Source organism: Myxococcus sp. CA051A (assembly GCF_013336705.1).
Classification (GTDB): Bacteria; Myxococcota; Myxococcia; order Myxococcales; family Myxococcaceae; genus Myxococcus; species Myxococcus llanfairpwllgwyngyllgogerychwyrndrobwllllantysiliogogogochensis.
This window is the reverse complement of record NZ_JABUMS010000019.1, coordinates 23,505-50,503: the sequence shown is the minus strand read 5'-3', so window position 1 is coordinate 50,503 and position 26,999 is coordinate 23,505. Positions and strand designations below refer to the sequence as shown.

The window sequence follows — 26,999 nt, the reverse complement described above, 5'->3', positions numbered from 1 at the left end:
CATGGCCCTTCCCCCCCGCCGTGGCCCCTCGCTGGCCCAGAAGGCCCGCCAGCGCACTCCGGGTCACCACTACAACGCGAGCTTCCTGTCCGACGCGGACCGGATGGACATCCTCAACTGGCTCGGTGGGCTCCACCCGCTCTGGGAGGAGCGTTACTCCAAGCACTTCCCGCCCCCGCCTGGGCAGCAGCAGCGGCGCCTGCTGCGGCCGGTGTACTGGCTGGGAAACTGGCAGTTCGCGTGCCTGGACTACTATCGCCCCCCCAAGGGCCTCTTGAACCGGTGCGTCAAGGCGGAGCCCTTTCCGGCGGTGCTCCAGCGGCAGGTGGACAAGGTGGAGGCGCTGGCGCGGCGCATGTTCCGGGGGCCGGACATGCCCAAGGGCTGGCACCTCAACACCTGTCTGGTGAACTTCTACGGCAGTCGCCTGGAGGATGACCGCTGGGTGGACACGGCGCGGGTGGGTGAACACAAGGACTTCGAGCCGGGGCCGGTGGCCTCGCTGTCCTTCGGAGAGCGGGCGCTCATCCAGTTCGTCACGTCCTCACGGCCCGGTGAGCGGGACGCGGTGGTGCTGGAGCAGTGGCTGGATGACGGCTCGCTGGAGCTGTTCGGCGGGACGCGGTGGAAGGAAGAGACGTTCCACCGGGTGCAGCGGGTGGACACGCGCGAGGGGCATGACCTGGCGCCGAAGCTGCCGGACTTCCGCACGCGGCGCATCAACCTGACGTTCCGCTACGTGCCGGATGCGCACGTGATGCCCTTCGCGAAGCTGTCCGACGAGGCGCGCGAGGACGTGCGCGGCTACATGGCGCAGCTCGCCAAAGGCAGCGCCTTCTTCCGCGCGGAGCTGGAGCGCGAGCGCCCCGCTTCCCTCTGACGCGAACCCCCGTCGCCGGGGGTGGGTGGCCCTGGAGCCCTCGGCCTGGTCAGCGCTTGCGATGCGTGCGGGCGTGTCGGCCTTCGGGCCGCCGCTGCTCGCGCTTGGGCGCCTCCGATTCCTGCTGCGCCGGGCCCGGGTTCTTCTGTGAGGCGAGGAACTGGGCCCACGCCTCCTGGAACACGGGGTCCTCGCGAGGCACCGGCACTCGGGGAATCTGTCCGCGCATGACGCGCTCAATCTGCGCGACGACTTCCTTGTCCTTGGGGATGGCGAACGTGGAGGCCACGCCGCTGGCCTGCGCGCGCGCCGTGCGACCGATGCGGTGCACGTAGTCCTCGGGTGAATGGGGCAGGTCGTAGTTGATGACCTGTCCCACGTCCTCCACATCCAGGCCGCGCGCGGCGATGTCCGTGGCGACGAGGCACCGGTACGTCCCCTTGCGGAAGCCCTCCATCGCCTGGCGACGCTGGTTCTGCGTCCGGTCCGCGTGCAGCACCGCGCTCTTGTGGCCCGCGCGCTGGAGGATGCGCATCACCTTGTCCGCGCGCTCCTTCGTCTTCGTGAAGACGAGCGCCGTCGTCGAGTCCTCCGCCAGCAGCGTGAGCAGCAGCGAGGACTTCTCCTCGGCCTTGACGATGTAGAGCCGCTGCTCGGCCCGCTCGGCGGGAGTGCCGCTGCGAGTCACCTCCACGCGCACGGGACGGTACAGCCGCTCGCGGGCGAACTCGGTGACGTCCGGCCCCAGCGTCGCGGAGAACAGCAGCGTCTGCCGCCGGCGGGGCAGGGCCTCGAAGATGCGCTCGAGTTGAGGGAAGAAGCCCATGTCGAGCATCCGGTCCGCCTCGTCGAGGACCAGGGCCTCCAGCTTGCTGAAGTCCACCATGCCGTTCTCCAGCAGGTCCACCAGGCGGCCAGGCGTGGCGAGCACGAAGGTGGGCTGGGCCTTGAGGGCCTCCACCTGGGCGCCCATGTCCTCGCCGCCGATGACCACGGCGTGCGTCAGGCCGCGGGCCTCGGCGAAGACCTGCACGGGCTCGGCGATCTGCTGGATGAGCTCGCGGGTGGGCGCGAGCACCAGTCCGAGCGTGCCCGACTTGCTGTGGAAGCGCTCCACGAGGGGCAGCACATAGGCGGCCGTCTTGCCCGTGCCGGTGGCCGCGCAGCCGATGATGTCCTTGCCCGAGAGGGCAGGGGGAATCGCCTGGGATTGGATGGGGGTGGGCTGCGTGAAGCGCACCCGGCGCAGGGCGCCGAGGGTGGCCTTGGACAGTCCGAGCCGTTCGAAGGATTCACTCACGGCTTCGGGGTATCACGGCGCGAGGCTCCGTGGGAAAGAGCCTCGACCGACACTGTCCTACGTCGTGGCTCGCAGCTTCTGGGCCCAGGGCTCCAGCGCCCGCAGGATGCCCTTCACCCGCTCGGGGGGCTTGCCGGAGTCCCGAAGGCGCTTGGCGATGGCGTCGAGGTGGGGGACGGCGCGCTCGGTGAGGGCCACCAGCGCGGCGGCGACGTCGCAGGTGTCCACCGCGTCATCCATGCAGATGACCCTGTCGCCCATGACGATGCGCCAGAAGTCCTCGCAGTAGCCCCTCCGCCGCTGGTCCGGGATGAGGAAGAACGGGTGGAACGTCCGCTCCAGCCGCTCGACGGCCTGATAGATGGGCATGTCCTTGTCGAGCGTGTCTCCGATGAGGGACTTCACCTGGGTCAGGGACACGTTCTCCAGGGCCGGCTCGTCGCCCGTCATGAAGAAGTAGCCCTTCTTCCCGCGCTTCTCGAAGCAGTCCATCGCGGTGTGCTCGGCGGCGAAGTACATGCCCAGCTCGTACGACTCGCCGGGGTTCGAGCCACCGCCGCGCTCCAGGAACATCCAGGTGAGCCACTGGTCCAGCTGATTCTCGGAGGACTCGAACTGGCCGACCTGGAGCGGGGCGCGGTCGAAGAACGCGTCACCCACCGCCATGAAGAGCACCTGCGGGTCGGGGATGCCCGCCTCCATCAGGTCCTTCATGAACGAGGGGAACGTCTGGCGCGCGAGGTTCTCGGGGATGTTGCCCATGGAGCCCGTCACGTCGAGCGCCATGACGACGGCGAGCGAGTTCGGGTGGGCCGCGCTGTCGCGGCTCTCGCGGAACTTCACCCCCAAGGGGTCCATCTGGGGATGGCAGGCGCGCTGCTTGAACACTTCCTGAGGCGGCAGCTCGCTGCGAGCCTTCGTCATCGCCTCATGCGCCTTGTGGCTGTAACTCCCGTAACCCATGACTGAAAGACCCCCTCGGTGGAGACACCGCGAATGCACCTCGCGATGTGCCCGGACGCTAGCCCGGAGGCCCTGTCGTCGTCAGCCCCGGGAGCGCTTGTCCCGGGCCCTGGGGCCCTGTGACGTCACGGAGACGCGCACGCCCAGGGTCGCCTCCACCCAGGTGATGAAGCGCTGCGTCCGGGTGTCGGCGCTCTCTCCCAGCGCAAGCGTCGTCCGCTCGGGTGTGCAGCGGGCGAGCGCCCCGGTGAGTCGCGCCTGCCATGCGAGGTCCTGGGCCGCGCCGGGACGCAGCGCCGTGACGCGCCCGGCCTCGTCGCGCACCACGAGCGCCTCGTCTTCCGCGGTGCTGGAAGGTGCGTGGTATGCGGAGCACACGGGCCAGTGCGGGCCAAGCCTGTCCACATGTGTCAGGGCGAGCGAGTCCACACCGCCGCAGACCTGGAGCGCATAGCGTCCGAGGACCGCATCGAACCCGCCCACGCGGAAGCCGCCCTGCCAGCCGTCGGCGGTGTTGTGCGGCTCGGGCACCAAGGCCGCGAGCGATGCTTCCTCGGTGGGCAAGGGGCCCTCGCCGTGGCGTGTGGCGTAGGCGCGAAGCACGCCGAGTCGATGCACGTCCCCGTTGAAGCCCTGCTCGCGCAGCAGGGCCAGGGCCGGCTCGAAGGTGCAGGTGCTCCAGGTGGTGTGCGGATGGAAGCCGCGCCACTCATCCAGCAGGACGCCCTGCGCGCCCTCGAAGATGGTGTGGCCCTCGCGCAGCCGGGGGCCGAGCCAGCCATCGCCCACCACGCGCTGCTCGGGATGGATGACGCGCACGGCCTCCACCCAGCGCGAGGGGATGTCGGAGTCCTCCAGCAGTCCCAGCTCGGGCGCGGAGTCGGGATGGCCCATGGCGGCGCGCCGCACCTCGGCCAGCTCCGCGCGAAGTCGCTCCTGCGCGGCGCGGGCCTTCCTGATGAGGACGTCGGGTCGACACAAGTCTGCCGCGAGGACGGTGGCCTCCGGATGCGAGAGCGCGTCGCGCATCGTCTCGCCCACGCCCACGCCGCAGGTGCCATGCCGCCGCGCGCCCCGGCCCAGCTCGCGCAGCCGTCCGGCCGCTTGATGGAACGGGGTGATGACGCGGGCGTGCTCGCTCACCGTCACGCGCGACAGGGCGTCCGGGACACCGCGCTCCGCGAGGTACTGCGCTTCCACGTGGAGGGCCAGCGGATGGAAGACGGTGGAGTGCGCCAGGTGCGTGGCCACGCCAGGGACGAAGGTGCCCGCGCCGAGCTGGGAGAAGGTGTGGTGCCGGCCGTCATCGGTGACGACGTTGTGGCCCGCCTGGGCGCCTCCGTTGAAGCGCACGACGAGCTGGGCGCCGTGGCGCCGCACCAGCCAGTCCGTGAGCGTGCCCTTGCCCGCGTCGCCGAAGCCGAGGTCGACGACGACGTGGGCCGCGCGGGGCGCCTTCATCGCTCGTCGCGAGGGATGCGGCGGTGGCCGGAGTTGGCGTCGTTGGTGGGCAGCGGCTCATCCTCCAGGCGAGGCTGTGGCGTGCCATCGCGCCCCAGCGTCGCGGCGAAGGACGTGAGCGCGCGGATGACGGCGCCGCGTCGGGGTCGCTCCAGTCCGCCTTTCTCCAGATGTCGGGCCAGCGCGTCCAGGTCTGGGATGGCGCCCTCGCACAGGCCCACGAGACTGGCCGCCACATCCACGGTGTCGGTGGGGTCCTCCATGCAGATGACGCGGTCTCCGAGCAGCTCCCGCCAGTCGCGCTCGCAGTTGCGGCGTCGGGCCAGGTCCGGGATGAGGAAGAACGGCTCGAAGCCGACCTGGAGCTCCTCCACCACCTGTCGCACGGGCAGGTCCTCGTCGAGTGTGTCGCCGATGAGGGACCTCACCTGCTTGCGAGAGACGTACCCGTAGGGACGCTCGTCGCCCGTCATGAAGAAGTAGCCCCGGTGCTTGCGCTTGCGCCAGCAGTCCAGGTCCGTGTGGCGCGCGGCGAAGTACATGCCCAGCTCATAGGACTCGGTGCCGGGCGTTCCGCCGCCGCCTTCCAGGTAGCTGGACGTCAGCCACTGGTCCATCTGCCGCTCGGAGGACTCGAACTGGCCCACCTGGAGCGGAGCGTGGTCGCTGTTCGCGTCGCCCACCGCCATGAAGAGGACCTGAGGGTCCGGGATGCCCACGTCCATCAGGGACTTCATGAAATCAGGCAGACGGCGCCGGGCGAGCAGCTCCGGGATGGAGCCCATGGAGCCCGTGACGTCGAGGGCGAAGACGATGCCCAGGGACTTGGAATGCGCCTCGCTGTCGCGACTCTCCCGCCACTTCACGCCGTGCGGGTCCATCAGCGGGTGACAGCGCTCCTGTCGGAAGACGCGCTGCACGGGTATCTCCTCACGGGCCCGTGTGAATGCCGCATGTGCCGCGTGGCTGTAGCTCCCGTAACCCATGGCTCGACTCTCCTTCCTCGCACGGCCAGGCCGCGCTCAACGCCACCCAGGCAGGGTGAAGGGAACGTAACTCGGCGGACCGAAGGCCTCCTGCGCGGCGGCGGAGACCTGCTCCTTCACGCTCCACGCATCGACGTCCAGGCCACTCCGCCCCGAATGCTGCGCGCGCAGCAGCTCCGCCAGGGGCGCTGGCACGCGGGACGGCACCGCGCCCGTCGCCGGGTCTCCACCGAGGACCCAGGTGATGGAGCGCGCGCACATCGCCACGTCCGTCTCCGGAGTGGGCACGCCTCCATTCCACAGCGCGTCGGGATAGAAGTCCCGGTGCGAGGCGCTGGTGGAGGGCAGGGACTGGAACGAGCGGTGCCGCACGGCGCTGGACCAGCCAACCAGCATCAGCCCGTGGTCCCTGGGGTGGAGGAGCAGGTGGGGCGGGAGCACCGCGCCGTGGACGTAGCCCGCGCGATGCACGAAGCCCAGCAGCTCCAGCGCGCGCTTCCACATCCAGACCGCGGCGCGTGGGTCGACGCCATCGGAGTACACCTCACGCGCCTCCGAGAAGGTGTGCTGGAAGCCACTCGTCCACCGGTACACCAGCGCCGCGCGAGCGATGCCCTCCGGGTCCTTCGCGGTGCCTCGCGCCACGGGCTGGGGGAGCAGGCGGGTGAAGTACTCGGCGCCCTGGGCGTCGGTGCGCTGCAGGTCCTCCAGCACCTCGTACTCGCGGGCGAGCAAGTCCTTGTCGTCGAGCGCGCGGGCCACCTTGAGCACCACCAGTTCGGTGATGCGGGAGTCGCGGCGCGCGAGGAACACGTCACTGCCGTCGCCTCGGCCCAGGCGCCCGAGCAGCACGTAGCGCGTGTTCGCCACCGTGACGCGGGGTCGGTCCGGAGCGAAGGGAGGGTCGTCCGCGGGGCGAGCGGGCTTGGGCCAGACAGCCGCGCCCTTCGCGGACACCATGGCACCGCAGTAGTCGCAGGTGAGGATGCCATTCGGTGAGGACGGGGGTGGAAGCTTCGCGCCGCAGCCAGGACACTTCAAAAGCTGTAGTTCCATCCACCCCTCACACAGTGCCGGGCAAGCATACCGCAGCCTCCAGGAACCCGAATGTCCCCATTGACGCCTCCGCTCCCCGTGGTGCTCGACACCAACGTCGTCCTGGACCTGTACGTCTTCGAGGACCCCGCGCTGCGCGTGCTCCAGACGGCGCTGGAGGCGGGCGCGCTGGAGGCGTGGGCGGAGGACGCGACGCTGGCGGAGCTGGGCTTCGTGTTGGCGTCGCGCCACTTCCTGCCGGGGCGAGACCTGGAGGGCCGGAGGACGGCCCTGGAACGCTACCGGGCTCGCGTGAAGGTGCTCCCGCCGGACGCGTCAGGGCCTTCGCTGGAGCTGCCTCGTTGCAAGGACCGCGACGACCAGAAGTTCCTCCTCCTGGCCGCCCGGGCGGGGGCCGCGTGGCTGGTGAGCAAGGACAAGCGCGTGTTGTCGATGTCGGACCGACAGGGGATGCCCTTCGTCATCCTCACCCCCCGGCAGGCCGTGGCGCGACTGGAGGCTCAGGCGTTGGTGGCGGGCCGGTAGCGAAGCACGCGCACCGATTCGAGGCCGATGATGAAGGTGGTGATGGCGCTCAGCTTCGCCTTGCCCCCGGACTCGCTCCAGTCGAGCACGTGCACGAAGACGGGCTCTCCGCCATCCTCCGCGTTCCGGTTTCCGAAGACGAGCACCGTGTCGGCCTTCTCGCCCGAGTAGGTGACGAGCGTCTGGCGGAAGGAGATCCACGACTCGCGGCTGCCGTTCTCCTCGCTGAGGCCGCGCAGGAACGCGGTGGGCTGGGCGAGCGAGCCCTGGACGTACTCGCCACCGGTGAGCTGGTGCTTGAGCTGCTCGCTCCGGGTGCTCAGCTCGGGCTCCCGGTCACCCATGCAGCCCATGCACTGTTCATCGCAGCCGCAGATCTCCTCGGGCTCGGAGAGCGTCCGGCCCTTGCGGTCCGCTTCACACTGCTTGACGCAGGCGGCGAGCGCGCGGGACTCGGCCTTGTGGGTGCTGGCGATCTTCGCGCGCATCTGGGCCTGGGTGGCGTCGGACTCGAAGAAGGACGCGTCCGCCAGGTGCAGCAGGCCGGCGACCCGCACGAGTCCAGGGTCATCCATGGAGGACAGCGCTGAACTGGCGGCGGCCTTCTGCGGGCGCAGCAGCGCGGGCCTCACGCGAACCCACTTCGAGCGGGCCTCGGACTTGTCGCCGTCCAGGTTCAGGCTGGCGCGGTCGAACAGCGCCGCCGCGGCCTTCGCGCGAGCCAACTCCGCCTTGTAGGAGTCCTTCACCTTCACCTGGGCCAGCCACTTCGTGGGGGTGCGCTCCGTCTGGTAGAAGACCTCCTGCTGCTTCTCGGTGTTCTTCTGGATGAAGAGGTCCTCGGTCTTGTAGCGAGGCGCCCACTCCAGCTTCGCCTGCGTGTCGTTGCGCGCGGCGGCCATCTTCCGCTCGTACGCGTAGGCGCGCACCTGTTCGAAGGCGGCCGTCTCCATCTCCGCCTTGTAGGGGTCCTCGCCCTCCACGTAGACGCGCAGGTCGCTCAGGCAGGTGTCGTCGTACGACGCGCCGGGATAGGTGGACACGAGGGTGAGCCGCACGCCCTGGACCTTGCCGGGCACGGGCAGGGGGATTTCCTGCCAGCCGAGCACGTCCTTCAGCTCCACCTCCACGGCGGTGCCCGTCGTCTGCGGCCCCGTCTCGCCCTGGACGAGCGGCTCCAGCTTCACACCCTTGGGACGGGCGTTGGCCCGGTAGAGCTTGTCCGTCTTCTGGTAGCCATTGCGCAGGAAGACGCGGAAGGACTTCGCGCGCGTCAGCTCCGGGCCCCACCACTCGATGGCCTCGCCCTCGCCGCGTCCCTTGGCGCCCTCCACCCAGGCGGTGGCCGGGTCATCGTCGGCGACGTAGAGGGGGAGGTAGTTCTGGGCGTGTTTGTTCCAGCCGTTCTCCAGGAAGGAGGACGCCGTCACGCGGCGGGGATGCAGGCGGTGGGCGGTGCCCGCGTCGGGCTCCAGGAGGACCGGCGGCGCGGCGGCGAGGATGAGCGACAGGAGAATCATGGCTTGCGCTCCAGGGGTGTGCGGGTCGAGGGAAGGGGCGCGGCCCACAGCACCAGCTGTGAGAGCCCCGGGGGATAGAGTCCCGAGTCTTCCTGCTCTCGGGACACCAGGTGGTAGACGACGCGGGCATAACGCGCGCCCGCGGGCATGCGGATGCGGCGAGGCGGGCCCGGAACCAGCCGGGTGTCCTCGACGGCGCCCAGGTGCGGTAGCGGCTCCGGTGGCCAGGAGCGCACTTCGATTCGACGGCCCAGCGTGGCCACGGTGCGCGAGGACTCGAAGAGGGGTTGGTCCGAGACCTCCACGCTGACCCAGCGCATGACGTCACCGGAGGGGAAGGCGTGGCCCACATCGCGCGTGGAGAGCAGGAGCGCGCCGTCCACCGCCTCCACGACGAGCGCGGCCTTGAGGGACTCCGTGCGACGGGTGCCGCCCAGTCCGTGGTCGCCGCGAGGCATGTGGCAGTTCGTGCAGTGGCGCGTGTCCCCCGTCTGTTTGCGCCACCGGGTCCATTCGCCCACGGTGTCCTGTTGCCACTGGGTGTCGGAAAGCCGGACGCGCTGGCCATCGCCCTGGAGCACCGGGAAGCCGAACTGGTGACAGCCCGCGCAGGGCATCGCGGGGGCGGCCTTCGCGTCACCGAGGGGGGCGTGACAGCCCGCGCAGGTGACGCCGTGCTCCTCGGGAGGGCTGCCCGTGGGAAGCGCGCCGCGCTCGAGGTTCCGCGCGAGCGGGGCGTGACACTGGACACACCAGGCGGGCCGGTCCTCGGTGATGGCGACCTGGAAGACGTCGTCCGTGCGCGCGGTGGCGTGGCCGCTGCGCTTCCAGGCCTCGACCTGGGGGGCGTGGCACTCCGCGCAGCGCTGGACGCTCCAGTCGGGGAGCCCGTGCGGCGCGGGGCCAACCTCCATGCGCGCGGTGCCCTGGGGGAAGCGAGGGCCGGGCGCGGAGGCGAGCAGTGCGCAGATGAGGAGGAGGGCGTGCACGATGAGGCGGGGAGTGTAGGCGCCCTCCGTGTGCGAGCGCGACTCCCACTCTGGGGCGTGGGCGCGGTAGAACCCGACCCATGCGGGCCTATGAAATTCGAGGCGGATTCGGGTTGGACAAGCTGGTGCTGGGCGAGCGGCCGGACCCCGAGCCGGGCCCGTTCCAGGTGCGGGTGCGGGTGAAGGCGACGAGCCTCAACTACCGCGACCTGATGATGGTGGAAGGCCGCTACAACCCGAGGCAGAAGCTGCCGCTGATTCCCAACTCGGACGGCGCGGGGGTGGTGGACGCGGTGGGGCAGGGCGTCACGCGCGTGAAGCCGGGAGACCGGGTGATGGGCCTGTTCTCGCAGGCGTGGCCCGCGGGTGAGCCGACGCGCACGGCGCAGCAGCACACGCTGGGGGGGCCGCTGGACGGCGCGCTGGGCGACACGATGGTGCTGCACGAGGACGGGGTGATGCTCACGCCCGCGTACCTGTCGGACGAGGAGGCGGCGACGCTGCCGTGCGCGGCGCTCACGGCGTGGAGCGCGCTGGTGACCTATGGCGCGTTGAAGGCAGGAGACGTGGTGTTGCTCCAGGGCACCGGCGGCGTCTCCATCTTCGCGCTGCAGATCGCGAAGCTGCTGGGCGCGCGCGTCATCATCACTTCCAGTCGCGACGACAAGTTGGAGCGAGCGCGCGCGCTGGGAGCGCACGACCTCATCAACTACGTGACGACGCCGGACTGGGACAAGGCGGCGCGGGCGCTCACCGGGAACGCGGGCGTGGACCACGTCGTGGAGGTGGGTGGGGCCGGGACGTTCGAGAAGTCACTGCGCGCGGTGCGGCCCGGGGGCACGGTGTCCGTCATCGGCGTGCTGAGCGGTGGCTCGGGCGCCGTGCCGCTGACGTCCATCCTGATGCAGAACCTTCGCGTGCAGGGAATCCTGGTGGGGCATCGCCAGGGCTTCGAGGCGCTGGTGCGTGCCTTCTCGCAGCACTCGGTCCGTCCCGTGGTGGACCGCGTCTTCGCCTTCGACGAGGCGGTGGCGGCGTTCCATCACCTCAAGAGCGGCGCCCACTTCGGGAAGGTGGTCGTTCGCGTCGGGTGAGCGGGTGCTGCTCTGTATCGCAGGAGTGGAGACGGGCCCGGTGACGTGAAGTGCTCACCGGGCCTGGGTCCTACGGGGTGGTCAGGAACCCGTTTCCGTCGGGCCCGAGTCCGAAGGGTTGTTGTTGCGAGCGACGTAGCTCACCTGGGGACCGCCGCGAGGAGCGCGCGAGCCGCCGCCCCGGTTCGGAGCGGAGCGTTGCTGCCGGGGGCCGGGGCCATTCTGCCGAGGCTCTCGCAGCGTGTTGCCGCCGGGATTGGCATCAGGTGCGTTCGTCTCGGGGCGGGCCTCCACGACAGGCAGTGAGGCCCTGCCGTTGCCCCGATTGCCACCTCGCTGCTCGTTCCGGGCAGGTCGCTGCCGCGACTCGGGGAAGGGGCTTTCGGCGCCAGCCTGGACCTCGTTGCCGTGACGGCCGTTTGGCGCGGAGGATTGCTCACGAGGCGTGCCGTTGCGGGCGTCCCCCTGGGGGGCGCGTGGGCCGCTGCGTGAGTCTCCCTGGGTGGACCGGGGGCCTCCGTCGCGCTGCTCGCCCTGCGCGGAACGTGAGGAGCCACGGCGCTGCTCTCCCGAAGCCGGGCGGGTGTTGTCCACTCCGGACTGTTCTCTCGGGGCCCGGTGGTGTTCGCCCGGGGCGGAGTGCTGCTCGCTGGAGCGGGTGCGCGGGCTGCCGTTGCGCGATTCATCCGCGGTGCGGGAGCCGTTGCCGTTCCGTTGCTCGCCATCGAAAGCGCGAGGCGTTCCGTTGCGTGATTCCGCCGAGCCGCGAGAGCCGCCATTGCGCGACTCGTCCGAGGCACGAGGGTGGCCGCCGCGCGGAGCGTCCGAAGCCCGAGTGTTCCCGTTGCGCGAGTCATCCGAGAAGCGAGGTTCTGCGTTGCGCAACTCGTCCGAGGCACGCGGGGTTCCGCTGCGTGAGTCCCCCGACGCGCGAGCCGCCCGACCGTTGCGGGGCTCTCCTTGAGCGTCACGGGGACCGCCGTTGCGCGGATCACTCGTGCCTCGCGGACCACCGCTGCGCTGCTCGTCTTGAGGCGAGAGCGTGCTTCCGCTGCGCTGCTCACCCGGCGCGGAGCGCGTGCTTCCGTGGCGCTGCTCGTCCTGAGGCGAGAGCGTGCTTCCGCTGCGCTGCTCACCCGGCGCGGAGCGCGTGCTTCCGCGGCGCTGCTCGACCTGAGGCGATAACGTGCTTCCGTTGCGCTGCTCACCCGGCGCGGAGCGCGGGCTCCCGTTGCGCTGCTCATCCGGCGCGGAGCGCGGGCTCCCGTTGCGCTGTTCGACCTGAGGCGAGCGGGGGCTTCCGTTGCGCTGCTCATCCGGCGCGGAGCGCGGGCTTCCGTTGCGCTGTTCAACCTGCGGCGAGCGTGGGCTTCCGTTGCGCTGCTCGAACTGGAGAGCGCGCGGGCTCCCGTTGTGCTGTTCGACCTGAGCCGAGCGAGGGCTGCTGTTGCGCTGTTCACCCGGCACGGAGCGCGGGCTCCCGTTGCGCTGTTCGACCTGAGGCGAGCGGGGGCTCCCATTGCGCTGCTCGACCTGAGGCGAGCGAGGGCTCCCATTGCGCTGTTCGACCTGAGGCGCGCGAGTGCTCCCATTGCGCTGCTCGACCTGAGGCGCGCGTGAACTCCCATTGCGTTGCTCAGCGGGCGCCGAGCGCGGTCCACCCGAGTGCTGACCACCCTGCGGCGGGCGCGCGGCATTTCGCTGATCGCCAGCGCCACCCGTTCGCGGCGCCGAAGCGGGAGCATTCGGGCGATTGCCTCCGGAACGCGGCGGCGACCGACCGGGCCCGCGGCGTCCGCCTCGCGGCGCTGGGGCCGCGGGAGGCTTGCTCCGCTCACCACCACCCTGCCGGAGCACCAATGCCTCCAGCGCGCGCAGCTCCGCCTCTTCGGCCTCCTCGGGCGTCATGGGCGCCTCTGGGGGCGCTTCCACCGGCTGCGCATGGACGGGGCGGCTCGCTCCCCGGCCCGCGCTACCATTGCGACGCGGCGCCTCGCGGAAGCTGCCGGAGGGAACGAACGAGGGCGTGAGCTCACGCCGCGTGTACGCGCTCCAGATTTCGCTCGTGTCGCCCCCGGCACCGTGCAACCAGGGCGCGATGCCCGCGAGGAACTCGCGCACGTTGTCCAGGTCGCGCCGGAAGTAGAACTCCGCGCGGTTGTTGCGCGCGGCGGCGATAGTCTGCGGAAAGTCGATGATGGTGGGCCCCAGGTAGCCCATCAGGATGTTGTAGGGCGACAGGTCCCCATGGATGAGGTCGGCGCACAGCATGCTGACCACCTGGGCCCGCAGGTCCACGTACATCGCCTGCGCTTCCTCGGGCGTCGCCGGAGGAGCCTCCACCAGCCGGGGCGCGGGTTGTCCCTGCGCGTCGAGCACCAGCTCCATCAGCAGGATGCCCTCGTAGAACATCACCGGCGTCGGCACGCGCACGCCCTGGGCGTGCAACTTGTAGAGCGAGTCGGCCTCGGCGCTCTTCCATGCCTCCTCGGAAGCGGCCTGCCCGAAGCGGCTGCCCTTCTCCATGGCGCGGCGCGTCCGGGAGTTGCGCACCTCGCGCCCTTCCCGATAGCCCACGTTGTTGCGGAAGTTCCGCTCGTGGCGCTGCTTGTACAACTTGGCTGCGACCACCTGCCCGGAGTGCTGAACCAGCCACACCTCCGCTTCCTTACCGGTCTTCAACTGGCCGATGACGGCCTCGATGATTCCGTCGGCGAGGAGGGTCTCTAGCGAGTCATTCATTCAGAGGCGGAAGTCCTGATGGGGCTCGGGCGGGTGTCTCGAAACGCGCGCGGTGCGGCCCTACTCGCAGCGCGCGGTGGCATGTGAACATCTGGCGGGGCCCTCTTTCTACCGCGTTGTCGCCGCGAGCAGTCAGGAGGGCCGACGCTCGGCCTGCTAACAGTTTGTCTGCCAGGGTTCCAGGGTATCAAGGGGACGCCAGAGCGGGTGGGTCATGTCGGACCTTGTCCTCGAGACCTCTCCGGCAGCCCGTTCTGAGCAGGAGGGGCCTGGGTGCCGAGCGACCTGGTGGCACGCCGGTCGCTCGGAGAGAGGGCAGGGGCAACAACCCCGCGGAGTCCTCCAGATTCCGGAGGCCGGGCATGCGGGCCAGGCGGAATGGGCCGTCGGGAGGGGAGGGCAGGCTGGGGCTTACCTGCACGCAGGGGGCTGCCGACCCGCACCGGGAGAGCGCTACGATGCGCGCCGCCCAGGAGGAGTCACCCATGGCGACGAAGAAACGCAAGACCAGTGCTGCGAAGAAGTCATCCCGGCGCGCCTCCACCCCGAAGAAGGCCGCGACTCGCAAGAGCGCGACACGGAAGGCCCCCGCGAAGAAGAGCGCGACTCGCAAGAGCGCCGCGAAGAAGGGCGCGGCTCGCAAGAGCGCGGCGAAGAAGAGCGCGACTCGCAAGAGCGCGGCGAAGAAGAGCGCGACTCGAAAGAGCGCCGCGAAGAAGGGCACGGCGCGCACGAGTGCCGCGAAGACGACGACGTCCGTGCCCTCGAGCGGAGGCAGGACCTCGACGTCCCCATCGCCCCGGCGCGCTGTCTCCCGGAAGGCGCCCGCGTCGCCGTCCGTCGAGGTCACCTCGGTTGCCTGGGACGAGCGCCCCGCCACGGGCTCGCCCTTCGTCGAGGAGGTGGAGACCTCATCCGCCGGCATCCAGCCCCTGGCGCCCGTCCACGCGGCGGTGGACGAGCTGACCAGCTCCGGCAACGAGCTGCTCGACATCTTCCAGCGCTACGACCGCAACCGCACCGGCTCGATTGAGCGCACCGAGTTCGCGCGGCTGCTGGAAGCGCTCGGGCAGAACGTCACGGACGAGGAGCTGGAGATCGCCGTCGACATCGTCGACACGGACCGCACGGGGAAGATCTCCTGGAGCCAGTTCAAGGTGTGGTGGACCAGCCGCTAGCAGGCAACGAAGCACGTCCGCCGCGCAGGGCCCTCTCCGGGGCGGAAGGTGACTGGCGAGTGCGCGGTCACCGGCCGGGTTCAACCTGGAGAGGACCCAGGCCCACGGGGAGCGGCTCCCAACGAGCCCTCTTTTTGGGAATGGTGGGGTCCATCATCTGTTCGAGCGCCCCTAAATAGTGACGGGGGGCCGAGCTGACCTACACTCGCGACGGGAGGGGGAACGGTGACCGACCTGGCGTCCAGAGCACATTCCACCGTCTTCGAGCACGCGCGCGACGCGGTGCTCGTGCTCGACGCCACGCACCTCATCCAGGAGGTCAACCGCGCGGCGGAGCGCATCTTCGGCCCCCGCGCGGAGCTGGTGGGCATGGCGGTGACGCGGCTGTTGTCGGGCTGGCGCCCCCCGGACACGCGAGGCTCGCCGGACACGCCCCATGAGACGGAGCTCGCCGGGCAGCGTCCGGGTGGCACGGGGCCCGCGTACTACCTGCGCGTGCAGACGCTGACCCAGGTGGACGCGCAAGGCGCCCCGCTCGGCTGGGTGCTCCAGCTCCAGGACATGCGCGGAAGCCTGGAGGTGGAAGCGTCCATCCGCCAGCAGAAGGAGTTCTTCGAGGCGGTGGTGCGCAACAGCCCGGTGGCCATCGTCACCATCACCCGCCAGTTCATCGTGCTCTCGTGGAACCCCGCCGCCGAGCGCCTCTTCGGGTACACGCCGCAGGAGGCGCTGGGCAAACACATCTTCGACCTCGTCGCCACGGAGGAGACCGTCCTCCCCGACGCGAAGAAGGCGCAGCGAGATGTCACGCAGCGAGGCCGCGTGCACTCCGTCACCCGGCGGCTGCGCAAGGACCACACCATCGTCGACGTGGAGCTGCTCGCGCTGCCGGTGTCGGTGGGCGGACGGCAACTGGGCTTCATCGCCATCTACCACGACATCACCGACCTCCAGCGCGCGCGCCAGGCGGCCGAGTCCGCCAACCAGGCCAAGAGCCTGTTCCTGGCGACGATGAGCCACGAGATTCGCACGCCGATGAACGCCATCATCGGCATGACGGGGCTGATGCTGGACACTCACCTGACGGTGGAGCAGCGGGAGTTCATCTCCACCATCCGTCAGAGCAGCGAGGCGTTGCTCACGCTGCTCAACGACGTGCTGGACTTCTCCAAGATTGAAGCGGGCCGCTTCGAGACGGACCCGCACCCGTTCGACCTGCGGCAGTGCGTGGAGTCGGTGCTGGACCTGCTCGCGGTGCGCGCCAGCGAGAAGGGGTTGGACCTGGGCGCGGATATCTCGCCGCAGGTGCCGCAGGTGGTGATGGGCGATGCCTCGCGGCTGCGTCAGGTGCTGCTCAACCTCGTGGGCAACGCGCTCAAGTTCACCGAGTCCGGAGGCGCCGTCGTCTCCGTGGACGGCGCGCGCCGCAAGGAAGCTCCGGACGCTCCCTGGGAACTCACCTTCTCCGTGCAGGATACGGGGCCCGGCATCACCGAGGAGAAGCAGAAGGGACTCTTCCAGCCCTTCAACCAGCTGGACGTCTCGGTGACGCGCAAGTTTGGCGGTACGGGCCTGGGGCTCGCCATCTCCAAGCGCCTGGTGGAGGCGATGGGTGGACGCATCTGGGTGGAGAGCGAGGGCGTGCCGGGCAAGGGCGCCACGTTCCATTTCTCCCTCACCGTGCAGGCCGCGCCGCAGACGACCGCCGGGTACCTGCGCGCGGACCAGCCGCTGTTGCAAGGCCGGCGCGTGCTCATCGTCGACGACAACGCCATCAACCGACGGCTCCTCGGACGGCAGCTCCAGACCTGGGGCGCGGTGCCGGTGGAAGCGGGCTCGGGGATGGAGGCGCTCGCGAAGCTCCAGCCAGGCGCGGGCTTCGACGTCGTGCTCATCGACCATCAGATGCCGGGGTTGGACGGGCCTTCGCTCGCCGCGCGCATCCGTGAGCGCGAGGACCTGCGGGCGCTGCCCTTGTTGCTGCTCACTTCGCCCGGTCGTCGCGCGGTGCCGCCGCCGGGCCTCTTCACAGGGGTGCTGTCCCGCCCGATGAAAGCCTCCCAGCTCCATGACACGTTGATGTCCTGCTTCTCCCAGGACGTGGCCCGGGCTCGCGCGGAGTCCGCCGCCGCGGGGGCGCCCATCCCCAGGGACCGTCCGGGAGACCGCGTGCCCCTGCGCATCCTGTTGGCGGAGGACAACCCCACCAATCAGCGGCTGGCCAGCCTGATGTTGGATCGACTGGGCTATCCGGTGCAGGCCGCGTCCAATGGTCGCGAGGCGCTCCAGTGGGCCATGCGTCAGCGCTTCGACGTGGTGCTCATGGACCTGCAGATGCCGGAGATGGATGGGCTGGAGGCCACGCGTCGGCTGCGTCAGGAGCTGCCGCCCAACGTGCAGCCATGGGTCATCGCGATGACGGCCAACGCGATGGACTCCGACCGCGAGCAGTGTTTCGAGGCGGGGATGGATGACTTCCTCGCCAAGCCCATCCGCGTGGAGGCGCTGACCGCCGCGCTGGTGCGCTGTCAGACGCCGCGGCCGCAGGGCGGCACGCGCTCCAGACCCGAGCGTGGCGCGCTCGTGGACGCGCCGCTCGACGAGGACATCGTGCCGGTGGCGGCGCGCATTCCCGGCCTGCAGCCCGCCGCGCTGGCGCGGTTGTGGCGGGAGCTGGGCACCCAGGCGGGGAACATCCTCCCGGAGCTCATCGACACCGCGCTGCTCAGCATGCCGGCCCTGCTCGAAGACGCGTACACGGCGTTGCGGCATGGGCTGCTGGATGATGTCAGCCGCGCGGCGCACACCCTCAAGTCCAACGCGGCGTGGTTCGGCGCCTCGGGGCTGGAGGCGCAGTGCCGGGACATCGAATTGCGCGCGGACGCGGGCGAGGTCGCCGACATGGCGGAGCGCCTGGACCGCTGCCGGGCGGAGCTGGAGACGGCTCGCAGGCTGCTGTCCCGGCTGCGTGAGAGCATCGGGACGACGGTGCCCCGGAGCTGAGCCGACGGGGTGGTCAGCCCCTCGGGCTTCGCGCCGTCCCTGGCCGACCGCGACTTCCACTTCGAGGTGAACGATGAGCGACTCTCCAACGGACCCTCCCCGCTCGGGGACTTCTCGCATCCGGGGGCTGGAGCAGGTGGACCGGCTGTCGGTGCCCTTGCCGCACGGCACCGAGGTGACGACGCGCGTGGAGCGCCTGGCCTCGGGCGGGCGCCGCATTCCGCAGGGCGTGGTGGGGCGCGTGGTGCGCGCCCGGGATGGCGGGCTCGACATCCAGATTGTCGGCGTGGGCGAGGTCTGGTTCACGCGTGAGGAGCTGGTGCCTCGTCGTCCGGGGCAGGTCCAGTTCGCGCGGCGTCGCGAGGCGGCGTGGCAGTCCCTGGTGCCCTGCGTGGTGCTGGAGACGCGCGTGGGCAGCCATGCGTGGGGACTGGCGAACGCCCAGTCCGACGTGGACGTGCGTGGCGTCTTCGCGCTGCCGCTCTCGTGGACCTTCGGCCTGGTCGAAGCGCCCATGGACCTGGTGAGCGCCGATGGCAGCAGCACCTACTGGGAGACGCGCAAGACGGTGGAGCAGGCGCTGCGGGCGGACCCGAACACGCTGGAGACGCTGTTCGTGCCGGGAGCCCGGGCGCTGGACGAACTGGGCGAGTGGTTCCTCGCGGAGCGTGAGGCGTTCGCCTCGCAGGCCATCTTCGGCAGCTTCGGGCGCTACGCCATGAGTCAGCTGGACAAGCTCACGCGCAGCCAGCGGCTGGCCGAGCACCGGGACCTGTTGCTGGAGTGGCTGTGCGAGGAGCCCGCTCCGAACCTGGACGAGGTGGCGCGGCGCCTGTCCGAGGTGTCTCCGCGTGAAGCGCCCACGCAGCAGGACGCGCTGCTGGCGGCGAAGACGTACGTGAAGCAGCTCTACCGCTCGCTGTGGGACCAGGGGTTGTTGACGGCGAACGACTTCGCGGCGCTCACGGCCTATGCCCGGGGTGGGGGGCAGCGTCCTCCCTCCGCGCGGGAGCTGCGGCCGAAGAACGCGTACAACCTGCTGCGGTTGATCTCCACGGCCACGGGCTGGCTGCGCCATGGCGAGCCCGTCTTCGAGGCGACGGGCGCACTGAAGGCACGGCTGCTGGACATCAAGGCGGGGAGCGTGCCGCTCGATGACGTGCTGCGGGACGCGGAGGCGATGGCGCCGGAGCTGGAGGCGGCGCGACGGGAGAGTCGACTGCCGGAGCATCCCGACTACGCGCGCGCGGACCGACTGTTGCGACGCGTGGGGGCCGAGGTGGCGCGACGCTGGGTGTTGAAGACACCGGGACCGCTGGGGCGCGAGGCGCCCGAGGCCCCGGAGACGGAGTGGAGGGATTCGGAATGAAGGGCGCCATGACGGAGCACGAGCGGAAGGTGGCGGACGCCGTGCTCGACGAGGAGTCCGCGAAGCGAGAGCACCTGGTGGTGTCCTTGTCGGGTGCGCATGCGTATGGCTTTCCCTCGCCGGACAGTGATTTGGACCTGAAGTCCATCCACATCGCGCCCACGGCCCTGCTGCTGGGCCTGCAACCCCGGCAGCTCAACGCCGAGCGGCTCCAGGTGGTGGACGGAGTGGAGGTGGACTACTCGTCCAACGAACTCCAGCCCGTGCTCCAGGGACTCTTGCAGGGCAATGGCAACTACCTGGAGCGCCTGCTGGGGGCCATTCCCGTGCGGGTCTCCCCGGAGCTGGAGGCCCTTCAGCCGCTGGTGCGCGGCGTGTTGTCGCGTCGGGTGCACCGGCACTACCGGGGCTTCGCCTACGGTCAGCTCCGGGAGTGGGAGAAGAGCGGCTTCCGCTCCGCGAAGAAGCTCCTCTACGTGTTGCGCACCACGCTCACCGGGACGCACGCGCTGCGCACCGGCGAGGTGGAGACGGATGTCACCGAGCTGCTGGATTCCCACGGCTTCGCGGAGGCGCACGAACTGGTGGAGCAGAAGCGACGCGGGGAGAAGTCCGAACTGCCCGAATCGCTCAGCGCGAAGTGGCGCGCCGACGTGGCCCGCTCCTTCGAAGTGCTCGATGCCGCCCTGGAGGCTTCCGTGTTGCCGGAGGAGCCCTCCCAGGCGGCGGTGGACGCGCTGGAGGCGTGGATGCTGGACCTGCGACGCAGGCGGTTCGTGGCCGTGTCGTGAGGCACGGGCCACGCACCGCGCCGTGGGCCTCAGGGGTCCGTGGGAGACAGCCGCGACAGGGAGCGGTTCTTGACCTTGAGCCAGGCCTGTTGCCTGAACAGGTAGGTCGAGCAGAGCTGGCGCCACGTCCACACGTCCGGCAGCTTCCACCACGCCGCGGGCGGCTGGATGCCCTTGTCCCGCAGGTTGCCGATGCCCCGGTAGCCGACGCCGTCGAGCCCGAAGGCGCAGTTGGACTCGAGGACCAGGACCTTGTCCGTCGCGGGGTGATGGTCCACGACGAGGAGCGTGTGGCCGGAGCGCCACTGGTTTCGCCAGCCCTGGATGAGTGTCCACGGGTGGGGTGGCACGTCCGCTGACGGAGGCGGGATGGCCATGCCGCTCTCGACGGCGGAGGTGACGGGGGAAAAGTTGTCCTCCGCGGAGGCAATCATCATCTGTCGGTGACGGCGGGAGTCCCAGGCGAAGGCCGCGCCGTGCGCATCGGCGAAGGCCTTCACGGTGAGGGCCTCCACGAAGGTGCAGCAGTTGTTGAACCGGGGAGGCCCCAGGGGGACGCGAATGCCTGGCAGCGTCCACGGGTAGTAGGCCTTGTCCGGGTCGTAACGGTAGTCGCGCAGCCCGCCGAGGAGCGCGACGAGCCGGTCCTCGGCCACGGCCAGCGGCTCGTCGTCGAAAGGCAGCCTTACGGCCGGAGGCGGCTTCTCCTGCTGGACGACGGTCGCGTAGCGCTGGGTCCGCCACCGCACGCAAATCCAGGTGTCCAGCGCGCCCAACGTCGGGACTTCCAGGCGCACGTAGTCCGTGTCGGGCGTCGGAAAACCGAGGCGCTCGTCCAGGACGAAGTAGGTGCCTGGCTCGACGTAGCCCTCGAACTGCGCGTTCGTGTCCGGCTCCACGAAGCCGCGAAGTCGGATGGGAAGCTTCGCGACACGATAGGTTTCCGCCAAGACAGGACCCCCCGGAGAAGATGACCTGATGTGAAGTCTAACTCACTCCGGGAGTTGTTCGCAGGACGTGGCGGGGGAGGTGCCGGGCGGGTGCCCCGACTGGTCCGCGCTAGGAGCAGCAGTCCCTGGGGCAGTTGCTGTACTCAGACACTTCGCAATAGCCGTCGCCGCACACGTGGATGAAGTTTTCATCCTGGGGCGGAGGGGTGATTGCCTTGGGCGTGAGACACACGGGGCCGCAGTCCACCGGGCAGTTCTCGCCCGCGCCGCAGACACCATCGCCACAGTACGGCGAATATCCACAGTCGGTGGGACACGTCGATTGATTCTCGCCCACTTCACAGATGCCATTGCCGCAAGAGGCCGGGCAGTCCGAAGGACAGGTGACGCGCTCGTTCCCATCGCATTCGCGATCGCCGCACTGGTGGCCAAGGCCCGCCTCGGCGGACTGCTGCTCGAGCTTTGCGACCGCCGAGTCGTCGGCTTCCGTCGCGATGCCGCCGCACGCCAGCAGGACCAGTGAGGCCACCACGGTGGCCGTCACACCACTCCAACGCTTGCTCATACAGCCTCCTGGAAAAGGAGGCGCGGAGCCTGGTCGTTGCTCTCATGGAAAGGTCTGGCCTTTCCAATTCGTGACATGAGGTCGCGGCTGGTGCAACGCGTTACGAGGCCTGTGAGTCCAATCCGCCCCTGTTGTTTCCCCGTAGAAACTCCACCTGGAGCACGGTGCCTTCGGGACGGTGCGCCCACTCCAGGAAGGATGCGCGGAAGGACTCCACGGCCTCGACCAGCGGGCTGCCCGCCTTCCAGGCCAGCGCGCCCGCATCTTGCGCATCCCGGGTGCTCAGGCCGATGACGAAAGAGCCCTTCGCGGGTGTGGCCTGAAGCGGGCGTACGGAGAGCCGCCGGTCTCCCTCCAGCCGGTACACCAGGGCCGTGAGATGGCCGAGGACCCAGCCCACGGCGACTTCGTGGTCCTCCACGGAGCGTGCTTCGACGGACAGGCGCAGCCGCGTGGGCAGGTCCTGGGCGGTGTCGACAGGTTGGAACAACGCCTCCCACGCGAGAGTCGTACCCGCCGCGCGGGCTTCCGCCACGAGCGCTCGAGCGCGCATCCACTCATCGCGGAGGACGCGGAACGTGGAGCGCGACACATTGCGCGCCGTATTCCGCGCGGGTGCGGCCGGGGCGATGACGGGCAGCAGGTCTCGCTTGCCATCCGGACGATAGCGCGCCAGCTCCGGCGTGAGGGCCACGGGCTGTGGCCAGGGCCAGGTGGCGAAGGTCCCGAAGAAGTGGGCGAGCAGCTCCGCGTCGGTCTTCACCGTGCCCGGCGCCGCCCTCGTGAAGGCCCACGTCGCGAGCACCGTCCACGACAGCCCGCCGAGATAGCCGAGCGCATGCGAGTAGACGCCCCGGGCCTTGGCCCACGTCTTCACCGCGCGAAGCAGGGTCCGGAAGCGCTCGCGCTGTCCTTCGTCCTCGCCCAGTGTTTCCAGCACGCCTTGCATGTCCGCGAGTCCCAGGACGGAGCGGAGTCCCGCAACATCCAGCTCCTCTCCATGGAGCGACAGCAGCGTCGAGGGCTCGCAAGGAGCCACGCCTTCGGGACGGCTGGCGTAGGACACCTCGAAGCTCACGCCTCCCAGTGACAGCTTCACCAGGGGAATGGCGGCATCGGCCACGAATCGCGCGGAGCCCGATGCGGAGGGCGGCTGCTTCTCCAGCTCTCGAAGCAGTGCATGCGCGAAATCCTCACGGGAGAGGGTGGCGGGGCCAATGGCCACCGCGTCCACGTCGCTGTCCGGTCCATCCGTGCCGAGCAGCGATGAGCCATAGGGATGCAGCGTGGTGCCCACGCGTTCGCAGAGCTCCTTGAGGCCTTTCACCGCCTGGAGTCTGGACGCACGTGACGCATCGGTCGCTTGGGCGCACAGGGTCGCGAGCACCGCGCGCAGCGGGGTGTCTTCCTGCCCGGCCGCCGCCTGCGACTCCGCCGGCCCTGGTTTCCGGGACGGGGCGGATGCTCCCAGGGGAATTCGCCGCACGACTTCGAACGGGGTGTCGCCCTTGCGACGGATGATGCAGACCTCGTTCACGCGGAAGCTCACCGGACGCCAGCCTCGGGCCCACGAGGAGATCGTCCGTTCGAGTTCCACGTCCCCCGTGCGTGGAAGCTGTCCCACGGAGAGGTGCGGTGTGAATCCGTGGGTTGGGGGCGCGCACTCGGGCACGGCCGCCACGAGCTTCGCGTGCAGAGCCGCCAGCGCGTCTTCGGGCTGGGTGTCTGGCCGGAGCCAGGCCGTCGCATTGGCTCGGTGCTCGAAGTGGGCGAAAGAGGAGAGCGTCACGTCGAAGGGCTCGATGTCTCGGAGCGTCTCCGCGAGCACCGCCTCGGCGGTGTCGAAGTCCTCTTCCGGGAGGAAGGGGTAGAGCAGCGTGACGTGTGGCATCCACCGCTCGAACTTCGCGTCGTGCTTCTTGCGCAAGGCCTGGATGGGCGGCCACGCGGCCTCGGGTGGAATGAGCACCACGGCCGTGTGATGGACCCGTCGCTCCGCTCCCGGGAGGGTGCTGGGCCGCGAGGAAACCTCACGCGCCAGGACACAGCGGACTCCGAAGTGGTCGGAGGCGAAGAGCGCGTCTCCCAAAGGAGTCGGAGGCCCGGCCAGCGGGGCCTCGCCGAAGAGGCCAACGGCCTCCGGAACGAGTCGACCCGATGGAGACTTCACCAGCACGCGGTCCGGTCGTTGGAGTCGACCGGAGACGGTGGTGAGCGCGGCCAGCGGATTGAGCAGGGGGTTGTAGGTCTCCCCGGTCTCCGAGGGCCGCAAGGTGGGCCACGCATCCACGAAGCCCGCCCGTGTGAAGGTGTCCGCCTCCTGCTCTCCTTCTCCGAAGTTGAAGTCACCGGCCAGCACGATGTCCGGTGCACCGCCTTCAGCCGATGCCGTCAGCTCACGAGCCCAGTCGACGAGCGCCTGGACTTGCACGCCTCGCGCGGCGGCGCCTGACGCATCCCGGTTGCTCGTGAGGTGAGGCGTGGCGACCCACAGCGAAGTGCCCGCCACCCGCAGCTCGCCGGCGATGATGCGCTTGTCCCGGGAGAAGACGCGCTGCCACACCGAGGCGAAAGGCACGCGCGACAGGAGCACCTGGCCATAGGTCTCCACCGTGTTCGCCTCCGGGCCGTCCGACACCCAGTAGTGCTCACGTACCCACGGCTCATCGAGCAGGGCCTGCAGGAAGGAGGTGGTGACTTCCTGGAGGGCGATGACGTCCGCATCCGTCTCGCGCAACAGGTTCATCGTCGCCGGAGTCCTGCGTTCGGTCTCCAGCTTCTCCGCGTCATACAAGTCGAAGAGGACGTTGAACGTGACGACGGTGAGCACGTCCGGTGTCGCTGCCACCTCGTTCGAGGTGGGCGACACCTTCCTCCATTCCTCCGCGCGCGTGTCGTAGCGATAGGAGGGGAGGGGTGTGAAGCCAGGAGCCGCGCTCGCGCGACGCGGTGCGGGCGCGGGCTCCTCGGTAGGGGACGCGGTGTGACTCAGCCGGTCGATGCGTTCCTTGCGGTCCCACATCACCTCGCGGCCACGCTTGAAGTACCAGACGCGGTGCCACGGAATCTCACCGTCTGGGACGAAGGCCTCGAATGGCATCTCCTCCAGGGCCTCGCCGTGCGCGTCGTAGCCGATGACGAACTCGCGAGCCTCCAGGCGAGGGTCCCACCGGATGCGGTGATACACCTCGCGGCTCGTCGTGAAGCGGTCCTGGGACATGGCGAGCACTCACAAGAGAAGGGGAGACTTCCGCCGACTACATCTGAGGCTTCGGAGAGAGGCCAGCGGACGCGTCGCACCTGACGCCACGCCGCCGGCCCGGCTGACAGTCTGCTTCAGGTCGGACTCACTCCCGCCACCAGATAGAAGCGGAACTCCCCGGAGTTGACTCCGTAGGCGGCGTCCACTCCCACCAGGGGCAGCACGAGGTTGCGCAGATAGAGCCGCAACCCCGCGCCCAGGCCCTGCGCCAGGGTGGCGCCCTTCAGTCCGCTCTGGCTGTCGGGCAGGTATCCGCGCACCACGCGCCCATTCACGTCCCGCAGCTCGCCGTCCGAGGGCAGCTCCCTCCACGCCATCAGCCCCGTGTCGGAGAAGCCCACGCCCCGGAAGGACAGGGAGCGGATGGTGAAGAGGGGGAAGTGATACTCGGCGGTGAAGGACAGCCGGGTGTCGCCTCGGAACTGACGGTGGACGAAGCCCCGCAGGCCGTTGCCTCCCATCACCAGTTCCTGGTGGAAGGGCAGGTCCACGCCCGCGGCGGCTTCACCGCGCAGCACCAGGTTGTGCTCTTCGAACAGGCGCAGGCCATGGCGGTACAACAACCCGAAGCGCCGGTAGCGGAAGTCGCTCCACACGCCGGGGTTGGACACCTCGTAGGAGGCCTCCAGGTTGAGGCCCTCCATCACCGCGTGGAGGTTCTGCCGGGTGTCGATCCCCACCATCAGGCGCAGGGAGGTATCTCGCTGCGAGGGTCCGATGGAGAACGCGGGCGTGGTGACCTCCTTCTCCGGGTCCGGGGACTTCGCGTCGATGCTCATCAGCCGGTACTTCACGGCGGCGCGCACGCGCTCGAAGAGCATCACCCCCAGCTCGCTCGAGATGGACGCCGAGTTGAGCCGCGTGCGCCGAACGACGACCGGGTCCTCCTGGCCCGCTCCTGGCTGGTACTCGTCCATGCGGTCGCTGCGAAGCTGGCCCTCCAGGCTGAACCGCAGCTGCGGCAGCCCAAAGAGGTTCGGGTCCAGATAGCCGGCGAAGATGCCGCTCTCCGCCGTGCTCACCTGCGCGGCCGTCGCGAACTTCTTGGCCCGGCCCCAGAGGTTGTTCTCCGCGTACAGCAGGCCGCCGCCGATGTTGTCCGAGGACAGCGCGAACGTGGGCGCCACCACCCAGGACGCCTTGTCCTCCACCTCCAGGATGAGGCGCACACGGTTGGGGGCCGTGGGCTCCAGGCTCACCTTCACCTCCTGGAACAGGCCGGTGGCGACCAGCCGTCGCTCCACCTTGTCCAGCTCCTCGAAGGTGATTTCGTCGCCGGTGTCGATGCGCGAAAAGGAGCGCACCGTCTCCGGCAGCGTCTTCTCGGGGCCGCGCACCACCACCTCGTCCACCACCTGCCCCGGACCTTGCGCGTCCGCCTGCCCCGACAACAGGGCGATTCCCAGCGCCGCGCACCACTTCACCACACGTCTGCTCATGACTCGTCGCACGTCCCGTGACTGCAGCGGGGCCGCCGGCCTGGACCCATGGAAGCCCACCCTACCGCCCCCTGTGCCTCGTGGGGCCACGGACTGTGGGCAAGGAACTTCCGCGAAACATTTGCTATGCCTGACCCCAGGAAGCCCTGGGAGCCCCCGGGGCGCCGACCCGATGACCGGTCTCTTTCGTCAGCTGCGGCGCCGACGTCTCATGCGTCGGCCCTTTCCTCCCGACTGGCTCGGCTACCTCGACGCGCGAGTGCCCTTCTTCGCCACGCTGTCTCCCGCGCTGCGCGACGACTTCCTCGCCAAGCTGAAGGTCTTCGCCTGGGAGAAGGAGTTCATCGGGGCCGGGGGACTGGAAATCACCGACGAGATTCGCGTCGTCGTGTCCGCCACCGCCGTGCAGCTCGTGGTGCACCTGGACCTGGCCTATTACGACCGGCTGCGCGAAGTCATCGTCTACCCCGATGCCTTCCTGCTGCCAGACCGCACCGGTGTGGTGCTGGGCGAGGCCAAGAACTGGGGCTCCGTCATCCTCTCCTGGGCCGCGGTGCTCGGGGGCCTGCGCAATCCGGACGACGGCCATGACACCGCCACGCATGAGTTCGCCCACGTCCTGGACCGGGCGGACGGGGCCTTCGACGGGACGCCGAAGCTGCGCAGCTATTCGCACTACCGGACCTGGGCCTCGGTGATGAGCGAGCACTACCATGGGCTCCAGGAGGGACGCCCCCGGGAGCGCCAGGTGTTGGATGACTACGGCGCCGTCAACGAGGCGGAGTTCTTCGCGGTGGCGACCGAGAACTTCTTCGAGCGCCCCACGCGGATGCGCGAGAAGACGCCGGATTTGTATGAAGAGCTGAAGCGTTTCTACGGCTGGGACCCGGCCTCGGGCACCTGAGTCCGCGCGCGGCCCGCCCCGC

20 protein-coding genes are annotated in these 26,999 nt (G+C 69.8%); 8 read left to right on the top strand and 12 right to left on the bottom strand.

What is annotated here, in order from left to right; genetic code table 11:
• Nucleotide 1 precedes the first annotated feature (1 nt).
• The gene (locus HUA74_RS37420; protein ID WP_174458417.1) at nt 2-880 is read left to right on the top strand and encodes an alpha-ketoglutarate-dependent dioxygenase AlkB; all 879 of its coding nucleotides are present in this window, start codon (nt 2-4) and stop codon (nt 878-880) included.
• Between the two features lie 49 nt (nt 881-929).
• Here HUA74_RS37420 and HUA74_RS37415 read toward each other — a convergent pair whose 3' ends face one another.
• The 5 genes from HUA74_RS37415 to HUA74_RS37395 all read right to left on the bottom strand — a co-directional run bounded on the left by HUA74_RS37415 (nt 930) and on the right by HUA74_RS37395 (nt 6,646).
• Entirely contained in the window at nt 930-2,180 is a 1,251-nt protein-coding gene (locus tag HUA74_RS37415; protein WP_141644170.1) for a DEAD/DEAH box helicase, read from the bottom strand.
• Nucleotides 2,181-2,237: 57 nt separating this feature from the next.
• Entirely contained in the window at nt 2,238-3,143 is a 906-nt protein-coding gene (locus HUA74_RS37410; protein ID WP_174458416.1) for a VWA domain-containing protein, read from the bottom strand.
• An 81-nt stretch (nt 3,144-3,224) separates the two neighbouring features.
• Nucleotides 3,225-4,604, bottom strand: coding sequence for an adenylosuccinate synthetase (locus HUA74_RS37405; protein ID WP_174458415.1), 1,380 nt, complete (start codon nt 4,602-4,604; stop codon nt 3,225-3,227).
• Entirely contained in the window at nt 4,601-5,524 is a 924-nt protein-coding gene (locus HUA74_RS46160) for a VWA domain-containing protein (RefSeq protein WP_246137306.1), read from the bottom strand. Before HUA74_RS46160 ends, HUA74_RS37405 begins: the two co-directional genes overlap by 4 nt.
• 102 nt (nt 5,525-5,626) lie before the next feature.
• Nucleotides 5,627-6,646, bottom strand: a complete 1,020-nt coding sequence (locus HUA74_RS37395; protein ID WP_174458414.1) for a hypothetical protein — start codon at nt 6,644-6,646, stop codon at nt 5,627-5,629.
• 51 nt (nt 6,647-6,697) lie between these two features.
• Here HUA74_RS37395 and HUA74_RS37390 point away from each other — a divergent pair, with 51 nt between their 5' ends.
• Complete coding sequence (locus HUA74_RS37390) at nt 6,698-7,171, top strand: putative toxin-antitoxin system toxin component, PIN family (protein WP_141644174.1); 474 nt, start codon at nt 6,698-6,700, stop codon at nt 7,169-7,171.
• Here the strand turns inward: HUA74_RS37390 and HUA74_RS37385 are convergent.
• Nucleotides 7,147-8,691, bottom strand: coding sequence for a hypothetical protein (locus HUA74_RS37385; protein WP_141644175.1), 1,545 nt, complete (start codon nt 8,689-8,691; stop codon nt 7,147-7,149). The genes HUA74_RS37390 and HUA74_RS37385 overlap by 25 nt on opposite strands.
• Nucleotides 8,688-9,680, bottom strand: coding sequence for a multiheme c-type cytochrome (locus tag HUA74_RS37380; RefSeq protein WP_371817369.1), 993 nt, complete (start codon nt 9,678-9,680; stop codon nt 8,688-8,690). Before HUA74_RS37380 ends, HUA74_RS37385 begins: the two co-directional genes overlap by 4 nt.
• Nucleotides 9,681-9,760: 80 nt before the next feature.
• Here HUA74_RS37380 and HUA74_RS37375 point away from each other — a divergent pair, with 80 nt between their 5' ends.
• Entirely contained in the window at nt 9,761-10,774 is a 1,014-nt protein-coding gene (locus tag HUA74_RS37375; protein WP_174458413.1) for an NAD(P)-dependent alcohol dehydrogenase, read from the top strand.
• An 81-nt stretch (nt 10,775-10,855) separates the two neighbouring features.
• Here HUA74_RS37375 and HUA74_RS37370 read toward each other — a convergent pair whose 3' ends face one another.
• Nucleotides 10,856-13,516 (bottom strand): RIO1 family regulatory kinase/ATPase, encoded by a 2,661-nt coding sequence (locus tag HUA74_RS37370; protein ID WP_174458412.1) that lies wholly within the window; start codon nt 13,514-13,516, stop codon nt 10,856-10,858.
• A 485-nt stretch (nt 13,517-14,001) separates the two neighbouring features.
• Here HUA74_RS37370 and HUA74_RS37365 point away from each other — a divergent pair, with 485 nt between their 5' ends.
• From HUA74_RS37365 to HUA74_RS37350, 4 genes are all read left to right on the top strand, one after another.
• Nucleotides 14,002-14,694, top strand: coding sequence for an EF-hand domain-containing protein (locus HUA74_RS37365; protein WP_174458411.1), 693 nt, complete (start codon nt 14,002-14,004; stop codon nt 14,692-14,694).
• Between the two features lie 225 nt (nt 14,695-14,919).
• A complete protein-coding gene (locus HUA74_RS37360; RefSeq protein ID WP_174458410.1) occupies nt 14,920-17,697 on the top strand; it encodes a response regulator in 2,778 nt (925 codons plus the stop codon).
• 73 nt (nt 17,698-17,770) lie between these two features.
• A complete protein-coding gene (locus HUA74_RS37355) occupies nt 17,771-19,066 on the top strand; it encodes a DNA polymerase beta superfamily protein (protein ID WP_174458409.1) in 1,296 nt (431 codons plus the stop codon).
• Entirely contained in the window at nt 19,063-19,857 is a 795-nt protein-coding gene (locus HUA74_RS37350) for a DNA polymerase beta superfamily protein (RefSeq protein ID WP_174458408.1), read from the top strand. The genes HUA74_RS37355 and HUA74_RS37350 overlap by 4 nt, the downstream gene beginning before the upstream one ends.
• Nucleotides 19,858-19,886: 29 nt before the next feature.
• Here the strand turns inward: HUA74_RS37350 and HUA74_RS37345 are convergent, their stop codons facing one another.
• The 4 genes from HUA74_RS37345 to HUA74_RS37330 all read right to left on the bottom strand — a co-directional run bounded on the left by HUA74_RS37345 (nt 19,887) and on the right by HUA74_RS37330 (nt 26,073).
• Nucleotides 19,887-20,807: a hypothetical protein gene (locus HUA74_RS37345; protein WP_141644611.1), complete on the bottom strand. Its 921-nt coding sequence runs from the start codon at nt 20,805-20,807 to the stop codon at nt 19,887-19,889.
• A gap of 109 nt (nt 20,808-20,916) precedes the next feature.
• A complete protein-coding gene (locus HUA74_RS37340) occupies nt 20,917-21,372 on the bottom strand; it encodes a hypothetical protein (protein ID WP_174458407.1) in 456 nt (151 codons plus the stop codon).
• Nucleotides 21,373-21,472: 100 nt separating this feature from the next.
• Complete coding sequence (locus HUA74_RS37335; protein ID WP_174458406.1) at nt 21,473-24,592, bottom strand: poly(A) polymerase; 3,120 nt, start codon at nt 24,590-24,592, stop codon at nt 21,473-21,475.
• A gap of 116 nt (nt 24,593-24,708) precedes the next feature.
• On the bottom strand, nt 24,709-26,073 hold the full coding sequence (locus tag HUA74_RS37330) for a BamA/TamA family outer membrane protein (RefSeq protein ID WP_141644614.1): 1,365 nt from the start codon (nt 26,071-26,073) through the stop codon (nt 24,709-24,711).
• A 172-nt stretch (nt 26,074-26,245) separates the two neighbouring features.
• On the opposite strand from HUA74_RS37330, the gene HUA74_RS37325 reads away from it, so the two are divergent.
• On the top strand, nt 26,246-26,977 hold the full coding sequence (locus tag HUA74_RS37325) for a M90 family metallopeptidase (protein ID WP_174458405.1): 732 nt from the start codon (nt 26,246-26,248) through the stop codon (nt 26,975-26,977).
• Nucleotides 26,978-26,999 lie beyond the last annotated feature (22 nt).